This is a genomic window from Mesorhizobium sp. M1348 (assembly GCF_040317925.1).
Lineage (GTDB): Bacteria > Pseudomonadota > Alphaproteobacteria > Rhizobiales > Rhizobiaceae > Mesorhizobium.
This window is the reverse complement of record NZ_JAMYLH010000005.1, coordinates 166,631-185,524: the sequence shown is the minus strand read 5'-3', so window position 1 is coordinate 185,524 and position 18,894 is coordinate 166,631. Positions and strand designations below refer to the sequence as shown.

The window sequence follows — 18,894 nt, the reverse complement described above, 5'->3', positions numbered from 1 at the left end:
GATTCCGCAAGCGCGAGCGCGGGACGCCCCGGCTCTAAAGCGCGTCGCGTTCGATCGGCCTCATGCGACGCTTTAGGTTCTTGTTTTGATGCATGTCGTTACCGCAAAACCGCTGCACACTTTGCGCGACATGCATTAGGCTCCGGAAAAATGATGCAGCGCGATGGCTGACGCGGCGGCGACGTTCAGGCTGTCGAAGCCTTGCGCCATACCGATCCGCAGCGTCTGCAGGCGGGCAAGCAGGCTTTCCGGCAGGCCTTCGCCCTCGGTGCCGAGATAGAGCGCCAGCCGCTCGTTTCTCTTGGCATCGCGAATGTCGATCTGCCCGCGCGGCGACAAGGCGAATTGGCTGAAGCCTTGCCGGTCGAGCATTGCGATGCAGCTGGCGGCGTCGGCAAAGCAGGCGAAGGGAATTTTCAAGGCGGCGCCGACCGAGACGCGGATAGCCTTGCGGTACAGCGGATCGCAGCAGGTCGGATCGAGAAGCACGGCATCCGCGCCAAAGGCGGCGGCATTGCGGAAGATCGAACCCATATTGTCATGATTGGCGATGCCGACCAGCACCACGATCAGCGTGCGGGCGGGCAGTGCGCCAAGCAAGGCCTCAGCGGAGATGGCCGTACCTTTGCGGCCGATCGCCAATATGCCGCGATGCATGTGGAATCCGGCGATCCTGTCCATGATTTCGCCGGATGCGACATAGATCGGAAGCCCGGCAGGCGCCTTGCGCAGGACGTCATCGAGGCCGGCCAGCCGGTTTTCGAGTACCAGCACCGATTCTGCCTCGAAGCGCCGGGCGGCAAGCAGCGTGTCGAGCACCACCTTGCCTTCGGCGACGAAACGGCCTTGCCGGCCGGCAAGATCTCGCTCCCGGATGTCGAGATAGGCGGCGACGCGGGGATCCTGCGGGTCGTCTATGCGGATCGGATTCATGGCTTCCTCGGCGGACCATGGCGTCGGCCGCGAATCGGGATTCGGTTTCGGAAGGCATGATGCAGGATCCGAAGCTCAGACCGTATCTCAGCGTCCAAATGGATGCACGTCGTTCGAACGGTCAAGCCCAATCAGGTGGATGCCGGGCTCAGATTGGGCCTGCCTGCCTCTTAGCGACAGGGAAATCTTGATTCCCGCGGCACGGCTCGTCGGCCAAGCCGTTTCAATGCAGAATTTTCGATAGAGCGAAGGAACCGCATGGGGCCATGCCGCGTCATAGAAGCGGGCTCCTGCTGCGGTCCTGGGAGGACATCAATGATCAGGCTCCTCCTCGTCTTTGCCGCCACGCTTACCCTCGCATGCGGCGTGGCTCGCGCGGCCAAGCTCGATCCAGCCACCGTCAATCAGGCCCAATTCACTATCGGCGAACCGAAGGGTGTCGATCCGACGCTGCTGAAGGCGCAGATCCTTCTGGATCGCGCCCGTTTCTCGCCGGGCCTGATCGACGGTCGCCTTTCCCAGAACTTCGCCAAGGCCGTCGCCGCGTTTCAGGCGGCAAACGGACTTCCGCCCGATGGCAAGCTCAGTCCACAAACCTGGAGCAAACTCGTCGCAACCTCCGCCAAGCCGGTGCTGGTGACCTATGAGGTGATGCGCAAGGATGTGCGCGGACCTTTCACCAGGCGTATTCCGGCCCGCTTGGAGAGGATGGCCAGCTTGCGGCGGCTCGGCTATCGCAATGCGGTGGAGAGGTTGGCTGAGCGCTTCCACGTCAGCGAACAATTGCTGAGAATGCTCAATCCGGGCACCAGCCTCAGGAAACCAGGCAGGACCTTGGTGGTGCCGGATGTCGACAGGGGCGACCCTCCCGCCGGCGTTGACGCCATCGAGGTCGACAAGGGCGCTCGCCAGGTGCGTGTGCTCGACCGTGCCGGCAAATGGCTGGCGGTCTACCCCGCCTCGATTGGGAGCGAGGAGAAGCCGGCGCCAAGCGGCACGGCAGAGGTCAGGCGTGTGGTCCACAACCCTACCTACCACTACGATCCGGACTTCGCTTTCAAGGGGGTCAAAACCAAGCGGCCCTTCACCATCGCTGCCGGGCCGAACAATCCCGTAGGATCGGTCTGGATCGATCTCTCCATCGAAAGCTACGGCATTCACGGCACGCCCGAACCAGGCAAGATCGGCACGACCTTTTCGCATGGCTGCATCCGGTTGACCAATTGGGATGCCGAAGATCTTGCCTCCATGGTGCAGCCGGGCACGAAGGTCGAGTTCAAAGACGAGATGGCGCAGACCGCCGACGAGCGCGTTCAGTAGCAAGGTGGACTTGGCAGCAAAGCGGATTTGGCGGGGCGTTCTCCGCCCCGGCCGCTCAGGTCCCGGCGCGACGCAGCCGGTGAGCCATTTGCGACAGTTCACCTTCGCCGAAAATGCCGTCCAGCATATGCAGCAATTCGCGCACCGCCTCGGATTTGCAGGAATAATAGATCATTTGCCGATCGCGGCGGGTCTCGACGAGCTCGGAAGCCCTGAGCTTGGCCAGATGCTGTGACAGGGCGGATTGGCTGAGCGACACTTTCTCGGCTATGGCGCCGACCGACATTTCGCCCTCGGCCAGATAGCTCATGATCAACAAACGTTTTTCGTTGCCCATCAGCGTCAGAAACGCAGCCGCGGTTCCGGCGTTGGCGACTAGTTTGTTCGAGACCATAGATCCCCCATGCCTTCTTGCTCATCCGCCGCTATGGGGGCAATAGCGTCGGATTCCATAGACTTTCCCTATAGATGCACGCCAGCGATTCAGCGTCACTCGCAAAGGTAGAACATTTCGCTCAAATCTCAAGGCTTGCTTTCCATGCAAGCCGATTAACTCTGCGGCTGTGATCAATTTGCCGATCGGGCAGCTTTTGCCATGTCGACCAGGACAGGCCTGAGGTCGCGTGCCGCTCTCAGCGGCTCGGGGAAGAAAACCCGACAGACATTGTCGCCCGATACGAGATCCATCCCGTCGGCGTCGAACCCGGTGACGATCCAGCCGTCACTCTCGGCCCCGCCGAAGTGACTTGCGTAGAGGGCAATCGCATCGAGATGGTCGGCGTTCATGTGGTCGAGTGCCGATTGCTCGCCGGCGGCAAGCTCTTCGACGATCGCTCCCGTCGCGACCAGATCGGTGCGGTCGAGCAGATAGGCCTTGCCGAAGCCGCCGTTCAGGCTGGCGCGCTCCGGTTCGAGCCGGAAGATCGAGAAGTCGCCGAGCCCGGCATAGAGCTTCGCCTTGGGATTGCGGTTGAGGTAGCGCCGCTCGGCGCGGGCGTGTTCGTTCGAGCCGCGTTCGAGCCGCACGGCGCGGCAGACGAGCGTCAATCGCGGATGCGCCAGCGGATCGCCCTTGCCGGGTTCGCCGACGAGCAACGAGCAGCGCGGGTCGGCAAGGATAGCGCCGGTATGGGCGGACAGCATCGACACCAGGATCAATGGCGTGCCGTCGATGTCGGTGGCGACGCCGACCCGGCTGGCCAGCGGCGAACCGGTTCCTGGTTCGAGCACCGCCAGCGCGCCGAAACGGGCGCTGCGGATCAGCGTCTTTGCCAGCCTGATCGCCTCGGCGTCGGTCGCGCGGATCACGTCTTTCCTGGGTTCGTCCAAGGCACCACCGTCGCTTTTATTTCGGCGCCATGCGGATGGCGCCATCGAGGCGAATGGTCTCGCCGTTGAGCATCTGGTTCTCGATGATGTGCAGGGCAAGTGCCGCGTATTCCGAAGGCTCGCCCAAACGGGAAGGGAAGGGTACTGCGGCGCCGAGCGAATCCTGCACCTCCTGCGGCATGCCGGCCATCATCGGCGTCCTGAAGATGCCGGGCGCGATGGTGCAGACGCGAATGCCGGAGCGGGCGAGATCGCGCGCCACCGGCAACGTCATGCCGACGACGCCGGCCTTGGACGCGGAATAGGCCGCCTGGCCGATCTGGCCGTCATAGGCCGCGACCGATGCGGTGTTGACGATGACGCCGCGCTCGCCGCCCAGCAGCGGTTCGAGCCTGGCGGTCCGGTCGGCGACCAGGCGGATCATGTTGAAGGTGCCGATCAGATTGACCTCGATCACCTTGCGGTACTGGTCGAGCGGATGCGGTCCGTCCTTGCCGATCGTCTTCATGCCGATAACGATGCCGGCGCAATTGACCAGGATGCGGACCTCGCCGAGGGTCTCTGCCACTTCCGCGACCGCGGTGGCACCGTTCTCCGCGTCGCTCACGTCGCATTGGACGGCGATGCCGCCGATGTCGGCCGCCACCTTGGCCGCACGCTCGATACCGAGATCGAGGACGGCAACCCTGGCGCCGCCGGCGGCAAGAGCGCGCGCCGTCGCCTCGCCAAGGCCGGAGCCGCCGCCGGTGACGATCGCAATCTGGCCGTTCGGGTTCATCTTGACGTCCTCCTCCGTGCCCAGACTATGCTGCCAAGCCACCGTGCAACAGCGCCGGCATGGTCACGCCATCGCGGCGATGTGCTCGGCTATCCTTCCCTGGTCGGCGTGGCAAACCTCGCCCACCAGCCTTGCCACCGCGCCCGGCAGGATCTCGTGCGCCAAAAGCCGGTCGGGATCGACCGGACGCGGCATCGAGATCTGCCCGCGCGCCAGCCTCTTGAAGCCGAGCGGGCCGTAATAGGGTTCGTCGCCGACCAGCATCACGGCCGGCGCGCCGGCCTTGGCAGCGGCTTCCAGCGCGATTGCCACCAGCTTGCGGCCGATACCGAGATTTTTGAAGGCCGGCTGCACGGCGAGCGGCCCGAGCATCAGCGCGCGGCCGGCACCGGCGGCGATACGCGTCATCCGTACCGAGGCGACGACGATTGCGCCATCGACGGCCACGAAGGACAACGCGCGTTCGTGCGGGCCACCTTGGCGGATCTTGTAGGCGGCAAGCACGAAACGGCCCGGCCCGAAGGCCTCGTCGTTGATAGCTTCGATTTCAGGATCATGCGCCGGAGTTTCCGGCAGGTATTTCACGTCGGCAAGGCTCATGGTCTTTGCGTTCCGGTATACGAGGAAAGGTTTGCTGCAAGCGGCAGCGTTCGCCAGTCAGCGCTTCGTCAAGCGCGGGCGCTCTTTCGTCGTCGGTCGAACCGGATCACGGCAAAGTCGAACATGCGGATTGTCCGCTAGCACCAATTTTCAGTCGCCGCAATCGGCCGGCGCAATCGACACGCACTCGACGACGCAGCCGTTGACGATCTGTTCAGCGCTGGCGATTTCGGCAGGTCCATTTCATGCCCTACATCAGGCAGGAACACGAAAGGACATTTCATGGGATTGCTAGTCGAAGGCCAATGGCAGGACCGTTGGTACGATACCGGGGAGAGCGGCGGCAAATTCGTGCGGGCGCAGTCACAGTGGCGCGACTGGGTGACCCGCGACGGCGCGCAGGTCGAAGGGCGAAAACGCGGCTTCAAGGCCGAGCCCGGCCGCTATCACCTCTATGTCTCGCTCGCCTGCCCGTGGGCGCATCGGACGCTGATCTTTCGCGTGCTCAAGAAACTCGAGGACGTGATTTCCATCTCGGTCGTCCATCATTTCATGGGCGCCGACGGCTGGACGTTCCTGGCCGAGGACGGCGCCACCGGCGACACGCTCTACGGCCTCGATTTCCTGCACCAGATCTACACCAGGGCCGATCCCGGCTATTCGGGCCGGGTCACCGTTCCCGTGCTGTGGGACAAACGCGAGCAAACCATCGTTTCGAACGAATCCTCCGAGATCATCCGCATGCTCAATTCGGCCTTCGACGAATGGGGAGACGCAAAGCTCGATTTTCATCCGCAACCGTTGCGCGGCGAGATCGATGCGGTCAATGCGCTGGTCTATCCCGCGGTCAACAATGGCGTTTACCGTGCCGGCTTCGCCACCACGCAGGCAGCCTACGAGGAGGCGTTCGGCGAATTGTTCTCGACGCTCGACATGCTGGAGGACCGCCTGTCAAAGCAGCGCTATCTCGTCGGCGGCCGCATCACCGAGGCGGACTGGCGGCTGTTCACGACACTGGTCCGCTTCGACCCGGTCTATGTCGGCCATTTCAAGTGCAATCTGCGCCGCATCGCCGACTATCCGAACCTGTCGAATTATCTGCGCGATCTCTACCAGGTGCCAGGCGTCGCAGGCACGGTGAATTTGCACCACATCAAGGCGCATTATTACCGCAGCCACGAGACCATCAACCCGACGCGGATCGTGCCGGTCGGGCCAGAGCTCGACTATGGCGCGCCGCATGACCGGGCGCGATTCAGGAAGGCGGCGTGATCTACCAATAGGGTAGTGCCGGTTGACCCCCAAGAATCTCCGCGATGCGCCGCAAAGTTGCCGGCGTCGTGCCTTCCGGCAGACGATCGAGCGAAAAGAAGCCGGCCTCAGCGATCTCGCGGTCGGGCAGTTTGGGTGCTGTCTGGTTGAACTCCTCGACCAGATAGAGACCGACATGATCGCGCCGGCTGGCGCGGCGGTTGAAATGCAGGGATTTCAGCACCGGCGGTCCAGTCAGCGCGATGTTGCCTTCCTCGAAGACTTCGCGTGTCAGCGCTTCGATCATCGTCTCGCCCAACTCGACGCCACCGCCGGGCAGGTGCCAGCCAGGAACATAGGTGTGGCGGATGAGGAAGACGGAATTGGAGGGGCGGTCGTGAATCAGGCCGCGCACGCCGAGCGTCATCGGCCGCCGCAGCACGAAATACAGGTGGAACAGCCTTGCCCTGAGGCCCGGCCATCCGGTCTGGCGCAGGACTTGCTCCGGATCCGGCGCCGTCATCGTCCGCGAAACCGTGAGTGGAAAGCCGCGCGCGCCTCGCCTATGAAGAAAAGATGTTCAGGCTCGCGCATATTTCCGATGTCCATCTGGGGCCGCTTCCCGATGTAACCTATCGCGATCTCGCCTCCAAGCGCGTGGTCGGCTACGTCAACTGGCAGCGCAACCGCCGCCGCCACATGCACGACGCGGTCATCGATACGATCGTCGCCGACATGAAGGCCAGCGGGCCGGACCATCTCGCCATCACCGGCGACCTGGTCAATCTGGCGCTCGACGGTGAGCTCGAGATGGCCAAGCACTGGCTGGAGACGTTGGGCTCGCCCAACGACGTGTCGGTGGTGCCGGGAAACCATGATGCCTATGTGCCGGGTGCCTTCGACAAGACCTGCCGGTCCTGGGCGGCATGGATGACCGGCGACGGCGTCAATACGCCGGTCGACCGCAACACCTTTCCGTATCTGCGGGTACGCGGCGATGTTGCGCTGATCGGCGTCTCGACGGCGCGCGCCACGGCTCCCTTCATGGCCAACGGCTTCTTTCTGGAAGGCCAGGCGGAACAGCTGCGCGACATGCTCGACGCCACAGGCAAGCGCGGCCTGTTCCGGGTGATCATGATCCACCACCCGCCGGTGCGCGGCGCCGTTTCGCAGAACAAGCGGCTGTTCGGCATCTCCCGCTTCCATAAGGTTCTCCACCGGCACGGCGCCGAGCTTGTGCTGCACGGCCATTCGCATGTGCCGTCGCTCTTCTTCATCGGCGCCCGCAAGACCAAAATCCCGGTGGTCGGGGTCGCCGCCGCCGGGCAGGCCCCCGGCAGTTCGCATGCGCCGGCGCAATACAATCTGCTCGACATCGACGGTGAAAAGGACAATTGGCGGATCAAACTGACGCGCCGCGGCCTGACCGGGCCGGCGTTGCCGCCCAGCGACCTGCAGACAATGGAGCTTGGCGTCGAAGCCGACGCGTCGATGGCTAGAGCAATTCCAGGAAATGTGTAAAACGGATTTCCGTCCGGAATTGCGTCAAAACAAAGAGATAGAGCGGTTCAGCGTTTCCGTGAAACGATGAACCGCTCTAGAAGCTGATTTTCATCGCGACGATGCGGTCCCAGAACAGCACGAGCGAAATCGCCAGGCCGACCAGGGCGCCGGCGGCGATCAGGCCAAGGCCCGAGAAGAACGCCGACCAGCCATTGCTGCGCGCAGCGATCTGCAGCGGCGGCTCGGCCTCCGCCACCAGGGCGCGTTTCAGGCCGGCGACGGCCTGCTCGATGCCGCCTTCCATCATTCTCTGGCGTTCGACGACGCGCTCGGCGACATAGCGTGTCACCTGGTCGGCAACGACCTTCATGTCGGTCGACTCAGCGAGCACGACGCGGCCGATGCGCGTGTCCTTGAGAAAGCGGTAGGTGCGGCGGTCGCGTCCCATGGCGACATGGCTGACTGCGTCGATCCACAGCCGTGGCTGCAGGCCGGACGAGACGGCGAAGTCGAAACTGTCCATGTCGGTGGGCACGTCGCCAAAAACCGGCGCGAGTTCGGCGGCAAGCAGATCGAGCCGCATGCGATGCGCTTCGCGCATGTCGACGACGACGTCGTCGCGGTCGGCGAAGGCGTTCTTGACGTCGCGAATGGCATCGGACAGTTTTCGCGACTGATCGATCTGGGTGATGTTCTCGCCTGCGTCCTTCATCGGCGTGGCCTCGCGGGGTTTGGTTAACACCGAATTAACACAGCCGCCGGCAAAATGCACTTGCGAGATCGATGGCCGGGCAAGGGTTCGCTGGAGGAGCACCAGCGGCGCCGCCGTGCCTGCGCGAGACCCGATCAGCTCGCCGCCGCGGCTAATCCCGGGCGAAGCCGCCTGCTGCGGCGCCGCATATTGCGACGGACAGCCTCGACGATCAGGCCGGGCGCTTCCTCGACCAGCATATGGCCGGCTTCCAGCACGTGGTGCAGGTGAAAATGCTTCGGCACGCCGTCCGCCTGGCTGACGGGCAGCATCGCGTCGTCGGTTCCCCAAACAACCATCACCGGCATGTTCAGCGTTTCAAGCCGCTCGCTCGGGATGACACCTTGCCGATCATCCCTGGTCATTGCGGCTGCGAGCTCGACAAGTGTCCGCAATTGGCCGGGACGCTGCCGCATCCCGTTGAGGAGATCGATCCTATGCAGCGGCGGCCGGCTTTGCGGTCCCGACATGGCGGCTAGACAGGCGCGAATTTCGTCGGTGCCGGCAGCCGCGGCGTAGCGGCGCAGCAGCGGGCCATTGATCTCAGGACCAAGACCGCCCGGTGCCAGCAGCGTCAGCGACGCCATTCTTTCGGGCTCGCTCAATGCCATCAGGGCGGCTACGGCGCCGCCCATCGAATGGCCGACGAGATGGGCCCGCTTTATTCCGCGAGCGGAAAGATCCGCAAGGACGGCACTGGCTGCGACCCTGGCCGGACCGCCGCGCGGAAAATCGAGCGACAGCCCATGCCCCGGCAGATCATAGGCCAACGTCCGCGCGCCGAGTGCCAGGGACGCGGCCACGTCGCGCCAGTCGTCGTGACAGCCACCGAAGCCATGCAGGAAGGCAATCGTTGTCGGGCCGGTGCCCCGTTCGGCAGCGTAAAGAGATGGGGTCATGCAAACTTTATGGATTGGTGCCGGGATCAGTCAGGATGCCGGGGGCGGTCTATGCGAGGATCAGTCTTTGCGGGAGGTCAGACTTGTGCGGAGATCAGTCTTATGCGGGATCAGACCTATGTGGGGATCAGATTGGCCGGTTCAAACTGTGTCTGAATTGCGCTTTGGCCGTGCGGATGGCCAGTAAAATTTTTGCGATCACCTGACGTCGCGCACGCGCCGGGAGACGTCAGCTGGCGCCGCCAAGCCCGGCGGCGCGCAGGGCCTCCACCAGCCGGTTGGTCAGATCGGCGGGATATCTTCGCTCCACGAAGGTTGCGCGCGGATCGGCTACGAATTTCGGGAATTTGGCGGTCAGTTCCTGCAGCAGCCTGCTCGCCAGCTTCTCGCGGCCGGCAGCCTTGGCGCCGATCAGCCGCGCCGCCAGATAATGCGATTTCATTTCCGTCGTTCGCAAGCCGTCGCTGGCAAGCGTGGCCTTGTTCATGTCGCCGATCATGAACTCTCCGGCGAAGAGCCCGTAATCCCACCATGTCGGATGGGCGCTGGCGATGTCCACGGCGTGAGCAAGGATCGGGGTGCCCTCGCTGTACCTGCTGGCGAAAACCAGCCCGTAGCCATAGGCTGCGGCCATTGCGAGATCGTAGGGATTGAGCTCATAGGCCTTGCGCATCCAGCGGATCGATTCCGCGGAATCGCCCATGCGCGAATTGAGATAACCAAGGGCGCGGTGCGCGTAGGGGCTGGTCGGGCCCATCTGGATGGCGCGATGGGCAAACGTCATCGCTTTGTCGATCGTCGCGTCGGCGGGGTAGGGATAGTGGTCGGTGACCGCTTCGAGATGCAAGGACGCGAGTTCCGAATAGACGAGCGACGACTTGGCCTCCCGGTTGGCAAGATCTTCGAGGCAGCGGTAGGCGGCTTCGTGCGTCTGGGCGTTCTGGTCGAGATAATATTTGCCGTTGAGCACCAGACACGCCGTCAGCCCGGTCTGGATGCCGCTCTGCTCGATGTAGTTGTAGATCGTGCCCGAGGCGGGAAGAGCCGAGCTCAAAATGCCGGAGATTTGGTCCTCGATGGCGATGTTCGCGCTGTCGCCGGCGGTCAGGTTGCGTGACAGCAGCACGCGGCCGGTCGCCACGCTCTGCAGCTCGAGCATAATGTCGCCGCTGCGCGGCCCGGGCAGGACATCGAACACGAAGCTGGCGGCGTCGGTAAGTGGATCGGGCGGGCTGTCGGCATCACGGCCGATGAAATTGATGGTATCGAAGCCGCTAAGGCCGGCGCGCAGCGATGCGGCGACACGGCGAGCCACGTCGCTGTCGGCCTTGATGGCGATGTAGACCTGGGGGAGGGTTTCAACCGGAGGCGCTGCTATGCTGCCGGTCGCCACCGCGGTCTCGACCGCCGTGTCGCCGCCGGTCAGCAATACCACGCTGCCCTGGCGAAGGATCAGCACACCCAGCATCAGGATGACCAGCGCGATCGCCAGCCAGAAGAACTGCAAATGGCGCTGCAGCGAAGGTGCAGCAGGGGCCACGGCTGGAACGCTCAGCAATGCAGCCGGATGTGCCCGGTTGCGGGTATCCTGTGGCGATCCGGGCGGGGCGGTCGCCGCCGCCTCCTCTGTCGCCGGCTGCGGCTTGCCCTCTGCCTCGGCCTCCGCCGGCAAGCGAATGGCGTTGAGTTCGTAGGATGGAACATAGCCTCCGCGCGGAATAGCGATGCGGACCGGTTCGGCAACGCCCTCGTTGGCGAAATACTGCTGTAGCAGGTCGCGCAGCCTGCCGGCCTGCACCCGCACCACCGCATCGGTCGACGGGTCGAAATCGCCGTCCTTGCCGAAGACGTCCATCGCTATGGAGAAGCCCTTGAGCCTATCGGCTTCGCCTGCCTGCTCGCGCTCGACCAGGTAGCGGAGCAGCTTGCGCGCGCGCTCGGATCGTCCGAACGTTTCGCTGGCAAGCAATCGCTCCAACGTTTCGCGCACTGCGGGGGCGGCAGGCGTGGTATGCTGCAAGTGTCGATCCCTTCGAATTCGGCACAGGTTGAGGTACGATCATATAGCGCTGGCGCCGCCATACAAGCATCTGCTTATGGTGCGATAGCGTACCCACCGGATAAATATCCGGTGGGCTGATGGCGCGAGCCTGGCAGTCCCGGCTAGCCGTCCTTTCGGCCGACGATGCGGTTGGCGGCCGAAACGACGGCTTCGAGCGAGGCGGCGACGATGTTGGTGTTGATGCCGGCGCCGAACAGCTTGCCGCCCGGATGTTCCATCTCGACATAGGAAATGGCCGAGGCATTCGAGCCGCGCTGCATGGAATGCTCGGAATAATCGAGCACCGACATCGGCACCCCGACATGGCGCGACAGCGCATCGACGAAGCCGTCGATCGGGCCGGTGCCGGTGCCTGATATGGTCACCTCCTTGCCTCTGTCGAGGATCACCGCTTCCACCACGCGCCGGCCCTTGACCCCGGTGTCGGGGTAGGTGTGGTGGTCGAGGAATTTCAGCCGCGCGCCGAGCTGGTCGACATAGGTGTCGAGAAAGCGCTCGTAGATGCGCTTGGCCGGCACCTCCTTGCCTTCAGCGTCGGTGATCGCCTGGATGGCCTGGCTGAACTCGATCTGCAGGTTGCGCGGCAGGTTGAGGCCGTAATCCGCATGCAGCACATAGGCGATGCCGCCCTTGCCGGACTGCGAGTTGATGCGGATGATGGCTTCATAGCTGCGGCCGACATCGGCCGGGTCGATCGGCAGATAGGGCACCTCCCAATGCGGCGTGTTGGCCTTGCGCAGCGCCTTCATACCCTTGTTGATGGCGTCCTGGTGCGAGCCGGAAAAGGCGGTGTAGACGAGCTCGCCGACATAGGGATGGCGCTCGGGGATCTTCAGCTGGTTGGAGTATTCGTAGACGTCCTTCATGCGGTTGATGTCGGAGCAGTCGAGCCCGGGATCGACGCCTTGCGTGTACATGTTGAGCGCCAGCGTGACGATGTCGACATTGCCGGTGCGCTCGCCATTGCCGAACAGCGTGCCTTCGACGCGGTCGGCGCCCGCCATCAGGCCGAGCTCGGTGGTGGCGATGCCGGTGCCGCGGTCATTGTGCGGATGCAGCGAGATCAACAGGTTCTCGCGATTGTCGAGGTTGCGGCACATCCACTCGATGCGGTCGGCATAGATGTTGGGCGTCGACATCTCGACCGTGGAGGGCAGGTTGATGATCAGCTTGTTTTCCGCCGTCGGCTTGACGATCTCGGTGACGGCGTTGCAGATCTCCAGCGCCACTTCGAGCTCGGTGCCGGTAAAGCTCTCCGGCGAATATTCGAAACGATAGCCGCCGCCGGCCTTGGCCGCCATGTCGGTGATCATCTTGGCCGCATCGGTGGCGATGCGCTTGATCCCGGCGACGTCCTTCTCGAAGACGACGCGGCGCTGCAGCTCGCTGGTCGAGTTGTAGAAATGGACGATCGGGTTGGTGGCGCCCTTCAGCGCCTCGAAAGTGCGGGTGATCAGTTCCGGCCGGCACTGCACCAGCACCTGCAGCGAGACGTCGGCGGGCACGTTGCCTTGTTCGATGCACCAGCGGGCGAAATCGAAATCGGTCTGCGAGGCTGACGGAAAGCCGATCTCGATCTCCTTGAAGCCCATGTCGAGGAGCAGGGCGAACATGCGCGCCTTGCGTTCCTGGCCCATCGGATCGATCAGCGCCTGGTTGCCGTCGCGCAGGTCGACCGAGCACCAGATCGGCGCCTTGTCGATCACTTTCGAAGGCCAGGTGCGATCGGCAAGGCCGACGGTCGGATAGGGCTGGTATTTGCGGGCGGCGTCCGGCATGCCCTTCGCGGGCTTGGCGGTTTCCTCTACATTCAGACGGATATCTTCTCGTGCGTTCATCGTCGTTTCTCCCGGCGGCTCGCGGATCCAGCTTCAGGCGGATTGGTGGCGAGCGGCGCCTTTACCAGAATTTCGTTCGCTTGATGTGACTTGCCAATTTGTGACTGGCCAAGGAGCGTGCGCGTGAGCGGCGAATTCGACCGCCGGGCGCTCCTTCAGCGAACCCGGCGATCGCCGATAAGGCCGAGAAGCAGCAGGGCGGAGGCGAGCGCGCGGACGGTCTGGCCGGCAATGCCGGTCGGACGGGACGCAAAAGAGGTGGCGCGCGGGCTCATGGCGGTTTTCATACAGGAGCGGGCAAAGCGAGGCAAGTGGGAGCCTCGCTGTCGCAGAAGCTGCGGATCCAGCCTCAAGACCTGGGTTCCTCGCCCCCGCGAAGCGGGGGAGAGGTGGCCGCAAAGCGGCCGGAGAGGGGGCCTTCATAGGCGCAGTTCCCTCTCCGTCTCGGCTTCGCCGAGCCACCTCTCCCCACTTTCGTGGGGCGAGGAACCCAGGCTGCAATGAAGGCGCGGCGCTGACAGGAAGCGATTTTTCCTGATTATAGCAACTTTGTTCTTGCTTTGTGCCGGCAGCTATGCTACTAATTTGGGTATGGTGCTGATTGGCACCGAGGACCCGCCGTCGAGGCGGGTTTTTTATTTCACGGTTTTGGCGTCACCTTTCGCGGACCCAACCGCTCACCTGATCCAGTTGCTCTTCCCCGAGCCCGGCAAATGCGCCAGAGTCGATTGTCGGCGGGGGTGCGATGGCTCGCCGCCGGGAGGAATCGTCCATGAACTTCGTGTTCTTCTCGCCGCATTTTCCAGCCAACGGCGCCGATTTCTGCGACCGGCTGAAGAAGGCCGGCGCCACCGTGCTCGGCATTGGCGATGCGCCGTTCGATGCGCTGGACGGCAAATTGAAGGCAGCCCTTTCGGAATATTACCGCATCGAGGACATGGAGGAGTACGAGCCGGTGTTCCGGGCGATCGGCCATTTCATCCACAAATGGGGCCGCGTCGACAGGTTCGAATCGCTCAACGAGCATTGGCTGGAGCTGGAAGCCAATATCCGCACCGACTTCAACATCTTCGGCACCAAGCTCGACTTCGTGAAGAATTTGAAACGCAAGAGCCGCATGCGGGCATTCTTCCGCAAGAGCGGCGTCGAAACCATCCCGCAACGCAAATGCTCCGACCGCGCCGGCGCCATGACTTTCATCCGCCGCGTCGGCTATCCCGTGGTGGTGAAGCCGGATTCCGGCTCCGGCGCCTCGAACACCTTCAAAATCTCCAACGCCGGCGAACTCGACCGGTTCTTCAGGGACAAGCCGGAAGGCGTCAGCTTCGTCATGGAGCAGTTCATCGAAGGGCTGGTGGTGACCTATGACGGGCTGGTCAACCGCGACGGCGAGGTGGTGCTGGCCGCCAGCCACCGCTATGACCAGAGCGTCATGGAGGTGGTCAACCGCGACCGCCATATGAGCTATGTCTGTTTTCCCGAGATCAGCCCGGCGGTCGAGGAGGCCGGCAGGAAAATCCTCAAGGCGTTCGACGTGCGCGAGCGCTTCTTCCACATCGAGCTGTTCGAAACCAGGGACGACCGGGTCATCGCGCTGGAGGTCAACATGCGGCCGCCCGGCGCCTGGATGACCGATGCCATCAATTACACCTTCGATATCGATGTCTATGCCGCCTGGGCCGACATGGTGGTCAAGGACACCGCCGGGGGCCCTTACAGGGGCAAGTATTTCACCGCCTATGCCAGCCGCAAGCGGCACCTCAACTATGTGCACAGCCATGCCGACGTGCTAGCCGCCCATGGCGACATGATCGTCCATCATCACGCCATCGAGGAGGTTTTCAGCCGCGCCATGGGAAACTACGCCTATCAGCTGCGCTCCACGGACCCGAAGGCGCTGCGCCGGGCGGTCGACTACATCCATGCGGAAAAGGCGTGAGGCGATGGACGTTTCCTACCACAAGGGTTTTGGCCGCAACCTCGGCCGCGACATGGAGTACAAGCGCTACGGCCATGCCGGCCGACCCGTGGTTGTGTTCCCGACTTCGCAAGGGCGGTTCTACCAGTTCGAGGATTCCGGCGCCGTCTCGGCTCTCGCCGAGTTCGTCGACACCGGTCGCATCCAGTTGTTCACGCTGGACGGCATCGATGCGGAATCCTTCTTCGACCGTCATGCCGCGCCGGCCCATCGCATCGCCCGGCATGAAGCGTATTTCCGCTATGTGCGCGAGGAGGCGCTGCCGGAACTCCTGTCTGTCGCAGCCGAGGCCAATGGCGGGCGTACGCTGAAGCCGCTGTTTTGCGGCTGCTCGATGGGCGGCTATCATTCGTCGAATTTCGTCTTCCGCTTTCCGGAACTGGCCAGCGGCGTCATCGCGCTGTCGGGGGTCTATTCGACCCACGATTTCTTCGGCAGCGCGCTCGACGGACAGATTTTCTTCAACTCGCCGCTCGACTACCTGCCGGGTATCGTCGATCCGGGGCTGCTTGTCAGGCTGAAGGCGCTGCGGCTGATCTTCTGCTGCGGGCAGGGTGCCTGGGAGGAACGGATGCTGGCCGATACGCAGGCGCTGGAACAGATCCTGCGCGACAAGTCGATTCCGGCCTGGGTCGACTACTGGGGCGGCGATGTCGCCCATGACTGGCCGTGGTGGCACAAGCAACTGGTCTATTTCTTCGCCCGCTGGCTGGACGACGATCTGATGCACCGGCTGGATTAGGCCACCTGGAGGAAGGAAATGACCACGCCCGATGCCATCCGCCGCTTTGTCGAAGCTACCAATGCCGGCGACACCAAAGCTTTCCTCGAGACGTTCACGGCCGATGCCTTTCTGAGCGACTGGGGCAGGTCGTTCCAGGGCCGCGACCAGATTGCGCGCTGGAACCAGTCGGACAATATCGGCGTGCAGTCCAGGCTCCGCATCCTCGGCATCGCAGCGGAGGACGGCACCTGGCGCGTTCGCATCGCGGTCGAAGGCAACGGTTTCAACGGCGAGGGCGATATGGTCTTCACGCTGGACGGCGAGCGTATATCGAGCCTGGTGATCAGCTGACGCGCTGCCCGGCTGGTCTTTACTCCCGCAGGCTTCTCGCCACCAGCCGCGCCACGCTTGGGCCGACCAGAAGCACGATCAGGAAGCGTGCCGATTGCAGCGCCATGACGAAGGATATGTCGACATGCTGCGCGGCGGCGGCGATGATGGCGACGCTGTCCATGCCGCCGGGGCTGGTTGCCAGATAGGCGGTCAGCGGATCGATGCCGAGCAGGCGGCTGATCAGGAAGGCGAGGCCGCCGCAAAAGACGATCAGGGCAATGATCGAGCCGACAATCTGCGGCAGCGCGCGGGCCGCGTGGCGCAAAATGGCCCTGGTGAAATTCAGGCCGATGCTCCAGCCGATCATCGTATAGCTCAAGGCGAGCAGCCAGGGTGGCAACTGCATGGTCACGCCGAGCCCGAGATGCATCACGGTGCCGAAAATGAAGGTGCCGAGGAAAAACGGCGACGGCAGCCGGAAAAGCTTTCCGGTGAGGCCGCCGACCAGCGCCACGCCGAACGTTGCGGCCAAGCCCTGCGGGTCGACCGGTGGGAACCAGACGATGGCTGGCACCTCGATGCCTGAGGTGTCGACCCAAAGCTTGGCCACCAAGGCTGCCGTCATCGAGACGCAGATGACGCGCAGATATAGCATGAAGGCGACGAGGCGCTGGTCGGCGCCGAAGGCACCGGCCATCAGCACCATGGCGGTGGCGGCGCCCGGCGACGAGCCCCAGACCGCGGTGGTGCCGGGCAGGATGCGCCAGCGGCTGATTAGCCAGCCGAGCAGGCTGGATGCCGCGACCGTGGCCATCACGACGCCGAGGAACAGCGGCCATTCCTTGTAGAAGACGGGAAAGATATCGGCCGAGATCGAACTGGCGACCAGGCAGCCGACGACCGCCTGGGCGGAGCCGAACAGAACCCGCGGCACGCGCACCGTGGCGCCGTTGGTGCCGGCAGCGATGGCCGCCAGCATCGGTCCGATCAAGAGCGCGGCGGGCAGGGCGGCGAGTTCCAGCGCGCCGGCAAACAGCACCGAGACCACCACCAGGACCGGCCACTGCCAAGCCTTGTGGATCCGCGCCAGATGCTCGATGGCCGGCGGGTTCGGGGAAGAATCCATAGATCGGCTCTTAGACCGGTGGCGGAAAAATGCGAACCCTTTTTGCGGGGGAAACGGTCGTGGGTGGTAATGGCACAACCATCCGTAGCGATCCTTCGCGCCCCCCTCTGGCCTGCCGGCCATCTCCCCCTCTAGTGGGGAGATTGGCAGCTTCGCCGACAGCGCTCTTCTTTGGAGGTTGGCGAAGGCCGAAGTGACATTCAATCTCCCCACTAGAGGGGGAGATGGCCGGCAGGCCAGAGGGGGGCGCTGTCCCGCCGGCCTCTCCCTCTATCCCGCCTTCACCGCCGGTAACCCGAAGCCGCCAACAGGATGCGTTTCCACCTGGAACTCGAAGCCGGCGATGATCGGCCGTGCCTTGGCGATTGCCGCCTGGACTTCGGGCAGCTGCAGCGAAGCCTTGTGGCTTTCGGCGTCGGTCCACACCTCGGTCACCCAGATCGCGTCGGCATCGGCCGGGTCGGTGGCGATGATGTAGTTCAGGCAGCCGGGCATGGCGCTGGTGCTGGCGAGCAGGATATCCATCATTGCGTCACGCTGGCCGCGCATTGCCCGCATCTTGCCGATCAGTCCGTACATTCGCTTTGCTCCGTTGAGATGACGCAACCAGGAGTATGCAGTTCGCCGTCTACGGCATCAACTGCCCGCCATTGACCTCGATCACCTGGCCGATGATGTAGCCGCTCAACAGATCGGAGGAGAGGAACAGATAGGCGCCGACGCAGTCCTCGGCGGTGCCGGCGCGGCCCTGCGGGATGGTGGCGATCATGCCTTTCATCTGGTCGTCGGTCGAGTAGCGCTCGTGGAAAGGTGTCGCGATCGTGCCGGGCGCCACCGCGTTGACGCGGATGTTGAAACCGATCAGCTCCTTGGCCATGCCGCGCGTGACGTTGGAGACGAAGGCCTTGGCCGAGCCGTAAAGGCCGGCGCCGCCGCCGGCGCCGTTGCGCGCGGCGATCGAGGAGGTGTTGACGATGAAGCCACCCTGCCGCTTCAGCCATGGGATCGCCTTGCGCGAAGCTGTCAGCACGGAACGCGCGTTGAGGTCCATCACCGCGTCGTAATGCGCCTCGGTCTGCTCGGCATAGGACACGCGGCCGAGCATGCCGCCGGCATTGTTGACGAGGCCGTCGAGCCGGCCGAAATGTTGCGCACTGTCCTCGACGACGCGCTCGACATCGGCAGGGATCGAGAAATCGCCCTGGGTGAGGAACACGTCGCCGCCGCCGTTGCGAATGGTCGCGGCCAGGTTTTCGGCTGCCGCACGGCTCGAATTGTAGTGCAGCGCGACGCGGCATTTCTGCGCGGCGTAGGCAAGTGCAAGCGCCGCGCCGATGCCGGTCGAGGCGCCTGTGACCAGGACCGCCTTTCCGGCAAGGTCGGGGATGACCAGAGAGGGGCTGACAAGGGTGGTGGTGGCTGGCACGTCTATTCCTCCGGGGACTCTGCCTGCTCTTCGTAGGCCCTCG

19 protein-coding genes are annotated in these 18,894 nt (G+C 63.8%); 6 read left to right on the top strand and 13 right to left on the bottom strand.

The window, feature by feature from the left end:
- Positions 1-135 precede the first annotated feature (135 nt).
- On the bottom strand, positions 136-933 hold the full coding sequence (locus tag NKH13_RS11675) for a TrmH family RNA methyltransferase (RefSeq protein WP_352912573.1): 798 nt from the start codon (positions 931-933) through the stop codon (positions 136-138).
- 315 nt (positions 934-1,248) lie between these two features.
- Between NKH13_RS11675 and NKH13_RS11670 the strand changes: the two genes are divergently transcribed.
- Positions 1,249-2,253, top strand: coding sequence for a L,D-transpeptidase (locus tag NKH13_RS11670; protein WP_352912572.1), 1,005 nt, complete (start codon positions 1,249-1,251; stop codon positions 2,251-2,253).
- 55 nt (positions 2,254-2,308) lie between these two features.
- On the opposite strand, the gene NKH13_RS11665 is transcribed toward NKH13_RS11670, so the two are convergent.
- The 4 genes from NKH13_RS11665 to NKH13_RS11650 form a co-directional block, all read right to left on the bottom strand.
- Entirely contained in the window at positions 2,309-2,647 is a 339-nt protein-coding gene (locus NKH13_RS11665; protein WP_352466769.1) for an ArsR/SmtB family transcription factor, read from the bottom strand.
- A gap of 173 nt (positions 2,648-2,820) precedes the next feature.
- Positions 2,821-3,627 carry a HugZ family pyridoxamine 5'-phosphate oxidase gene (locus tag NKH13_RS11660; RefSeq protein ID WP_352912571.1) on the bottom strand — a complete coding sequence of 269 codons (807 nt, stop codon included), beginning with the start codon at positions 3,625-3,627 and terminating at the stop codon, positions 2,821-2,823.
- Complete coding sequence (locus NKH13_RS11655) at positions 3,599-4,360, bottom strand: 3-hydroxyacyl-CoA dehydrogenase (RefSeq protein WP_352912570.1); 762 nt, start codon at positions 4,358-4,360, stop codon at positions 3,599-3,601. The genes NKH13_RS11660 and NKH13_RS11655 overlap by 29 nt, the downstream gene beginning before the upstream one ends.
- Before the next feature lie 63 nt (positions 4,361-4,423).
- Entirely contained in the window at positions 4,424-4,960 is a 537-nt protein-coding gene (locus tag NKH13_RS11650; protein WP_352912569.1) for a GNAT family N-acetyltransferase, read from the bottom strand.
- A gap of 282 nt (positions 4,961-5,242) precedes the next feature.
- On the opposite strand from NKH13_RS11650, the gene NKH13_RS11645 reads away from it, so the two are divergent.
- Positions 5,243-6,232 (top strand): glutathione S-transferase family protein, encoded by a 990-nt coding sequence (locus tag NKH13_RS11645; RefSeq protein ID WP_352912568.1) that lies wholly within the window; start codon positions 5,243-5,245, stop codon positions 6,230-6,232.
- Position 6,233: 1 nt separating this feature from the next.
- Here the strand turns inward: NKH13_RS11645 and NKH13_RS11640 are convergent, their stop codons facing one another.
- A complete protein-coding gene (locus tag NKH13_RS11640; protein WP_352912567.1) occupies positions 6,234-6,734 on the bottom strand; it encodes an NUDIX domain-containing protein in 501 nt (166 codons plus the stop codon).
- A 53-nt stretch (positions 6,735-6,787) separates the two neighbouring features.
- Here NKH13_RS11640 and NKH13_RS11635 point away from each other — a divergent pair, with 53 nt between their 5' ends.
- Positions 6,788-7,732, top strand: a complete 945-nt coding sequence (locus tag NKH13_RS11635) for a metallophosphoesterase family protein (RefSeq protein WP_352912630.1) — start codon at positions 6,788-6,790, stop codon at positions 7,730-7,732.
- Between the two features lie 76 nt (positions 7,733-7,808).
- Here the strand turns inward: NKH13_RS11635 and NKH13_RS11630 are convergent, their stop codons facing one another.
- From NKH13_RS11630 to leuA, 4 genes are all read right to left on the bottom strand, one after another.
- Positions 7,809-8,426: a hypothetical protein gene (locus NKH13_RS11630; protein ID WP_254819130.1), complete on the bottom strand. Its 618-nt coding sequence runs from the start codon at positions 8,424-8,426 to the stop codon at positions 7,809-7,811.
- A gap of 134 nt (positions 8,427-8,560) precedes the next feature.
- Positions 8,561-9,364 carry an alpha/beta fold hydrolase gene (locus tag NKH13_RS11625; protein WP_352912566.1) on the bottom strand — a complete coding sequence of 268 codons (804 nt, stop codon included), beginning with the start codon at positions 9,362-9,364 and terminating at the stop codon, positions 8,561-8,563.
- A gap of 229 nt (positions 9,365-9,593) precedes the next feature.
- Positions 9,594-11,384: a tetratricopeptide repeat protein gene (locus NKH13_RS11620; RefSeq protein WP_352912565.1), complete on the bottom strand. Its 1,791-nt coding sequence runs from the start codon at positions 11,382-11,384 to the stop codon at positions 9,594-9,596.
- 143 nt (positions 11,385-11,527) lie between these two features.
- A complete protein-coding gene (gene leuA / locus NKH13_RS11615) occupies positions 11,528-13,264 on the bottom strand; it encodes a 2-isopropylmalate synthase (protein ID WP_352912564.1) in 1,737 nt (578 codons plus the stop codon).
- 772 nt (positions 13,265-14,036) lie between these two features.
- Here leuA and NKH13_RS11610 point away from each other — a divergent pair.
- Genes NKH13_RS11610 through NKH13_RS11600 form a run of 3 tightly spaced genes read left to right on the top strand, consistent with a single transcriptional unit; the run spans position 14,037 to position 16,317 of the window.
- The gene (locus NKH13_RS11610; protein ID WP_352912563.1) at positions 14,037-15,203 is read left to right on the top strand and encodes an ATP-grasp domain-containing protein; all 1,167 of its coding nucleotides are present in this window, start codon (positions 14,037-14,039) and stop codon (positions 15,201-15,203) included.
- Positions 15,204-15,207: 4 nt separating this feature from the next.
- Entirely contained in the window at positions 15,208-15,984 is a 777-nt protein-coding gene (locus tag NKH13_RS11605; RefSeq protein ID WP_352713280.1) for an esterase family protein, read from the top strand.
- Positions 15,985-16,002: 18 nt separating this feature from the next.
- Positions 16,003-16,317, top strand: a complete 315-nt coding sequence (locus NKH13_RS11600; RefSeq protein WP_352713278.1) for a nuclear transport factor 2 family protein — start codon at positions 16,003-16,005, stop codon at positions 16,315-16,317.
- Between the two features lie 19 nt (positions 16,318-16,336).
- Here NKH13_RS11600 and NKH13_RS11595 read toward each other — a convergent pair whose 3' ends face one another.
- The 3 genes from NKH13_RS11595 to NKH13_RS11585 form a co-directional block, all read right to left on the bottom strand.
- A complete protein-coding gene (locus NKH13_RS11595) occupies positions 16,337-17,425 on the bottom strand; it encodes an AbrB family transcriptional regulator (protein WP_352713275.1) in 1,089 nt (362 codons plus the stop codon).
- A 270-nt stretch (positions 17,426-17,695) separates the two neighbouring features.
- Positions 17,696-18,004, bottom strand: coding sequence for a putative quinol monooxygenase (locus tag NKH13_RS11590; RefSeq protein WP_352713272.1), 309 nt, complete (start codon positions 18,002-18,004; stop codon positions 17,696-17,698).
- A 49-nt stretch (positions 18,005-18,053) separates the two neighbouring features.
- Complete coding sequence (locus NKH13_RS11585; protein WP_352912562.1) at positions 18,054-18,851, bottom strand: SDR family NAD(P)-dependent oxidoreductase; 798 nt, start codon at positions 18,849-18,851, stop codon at positions 18,054-18,056.
- Between the last annotated feature and the right edge of the window lie 43 nt (positions 18,852-18,894).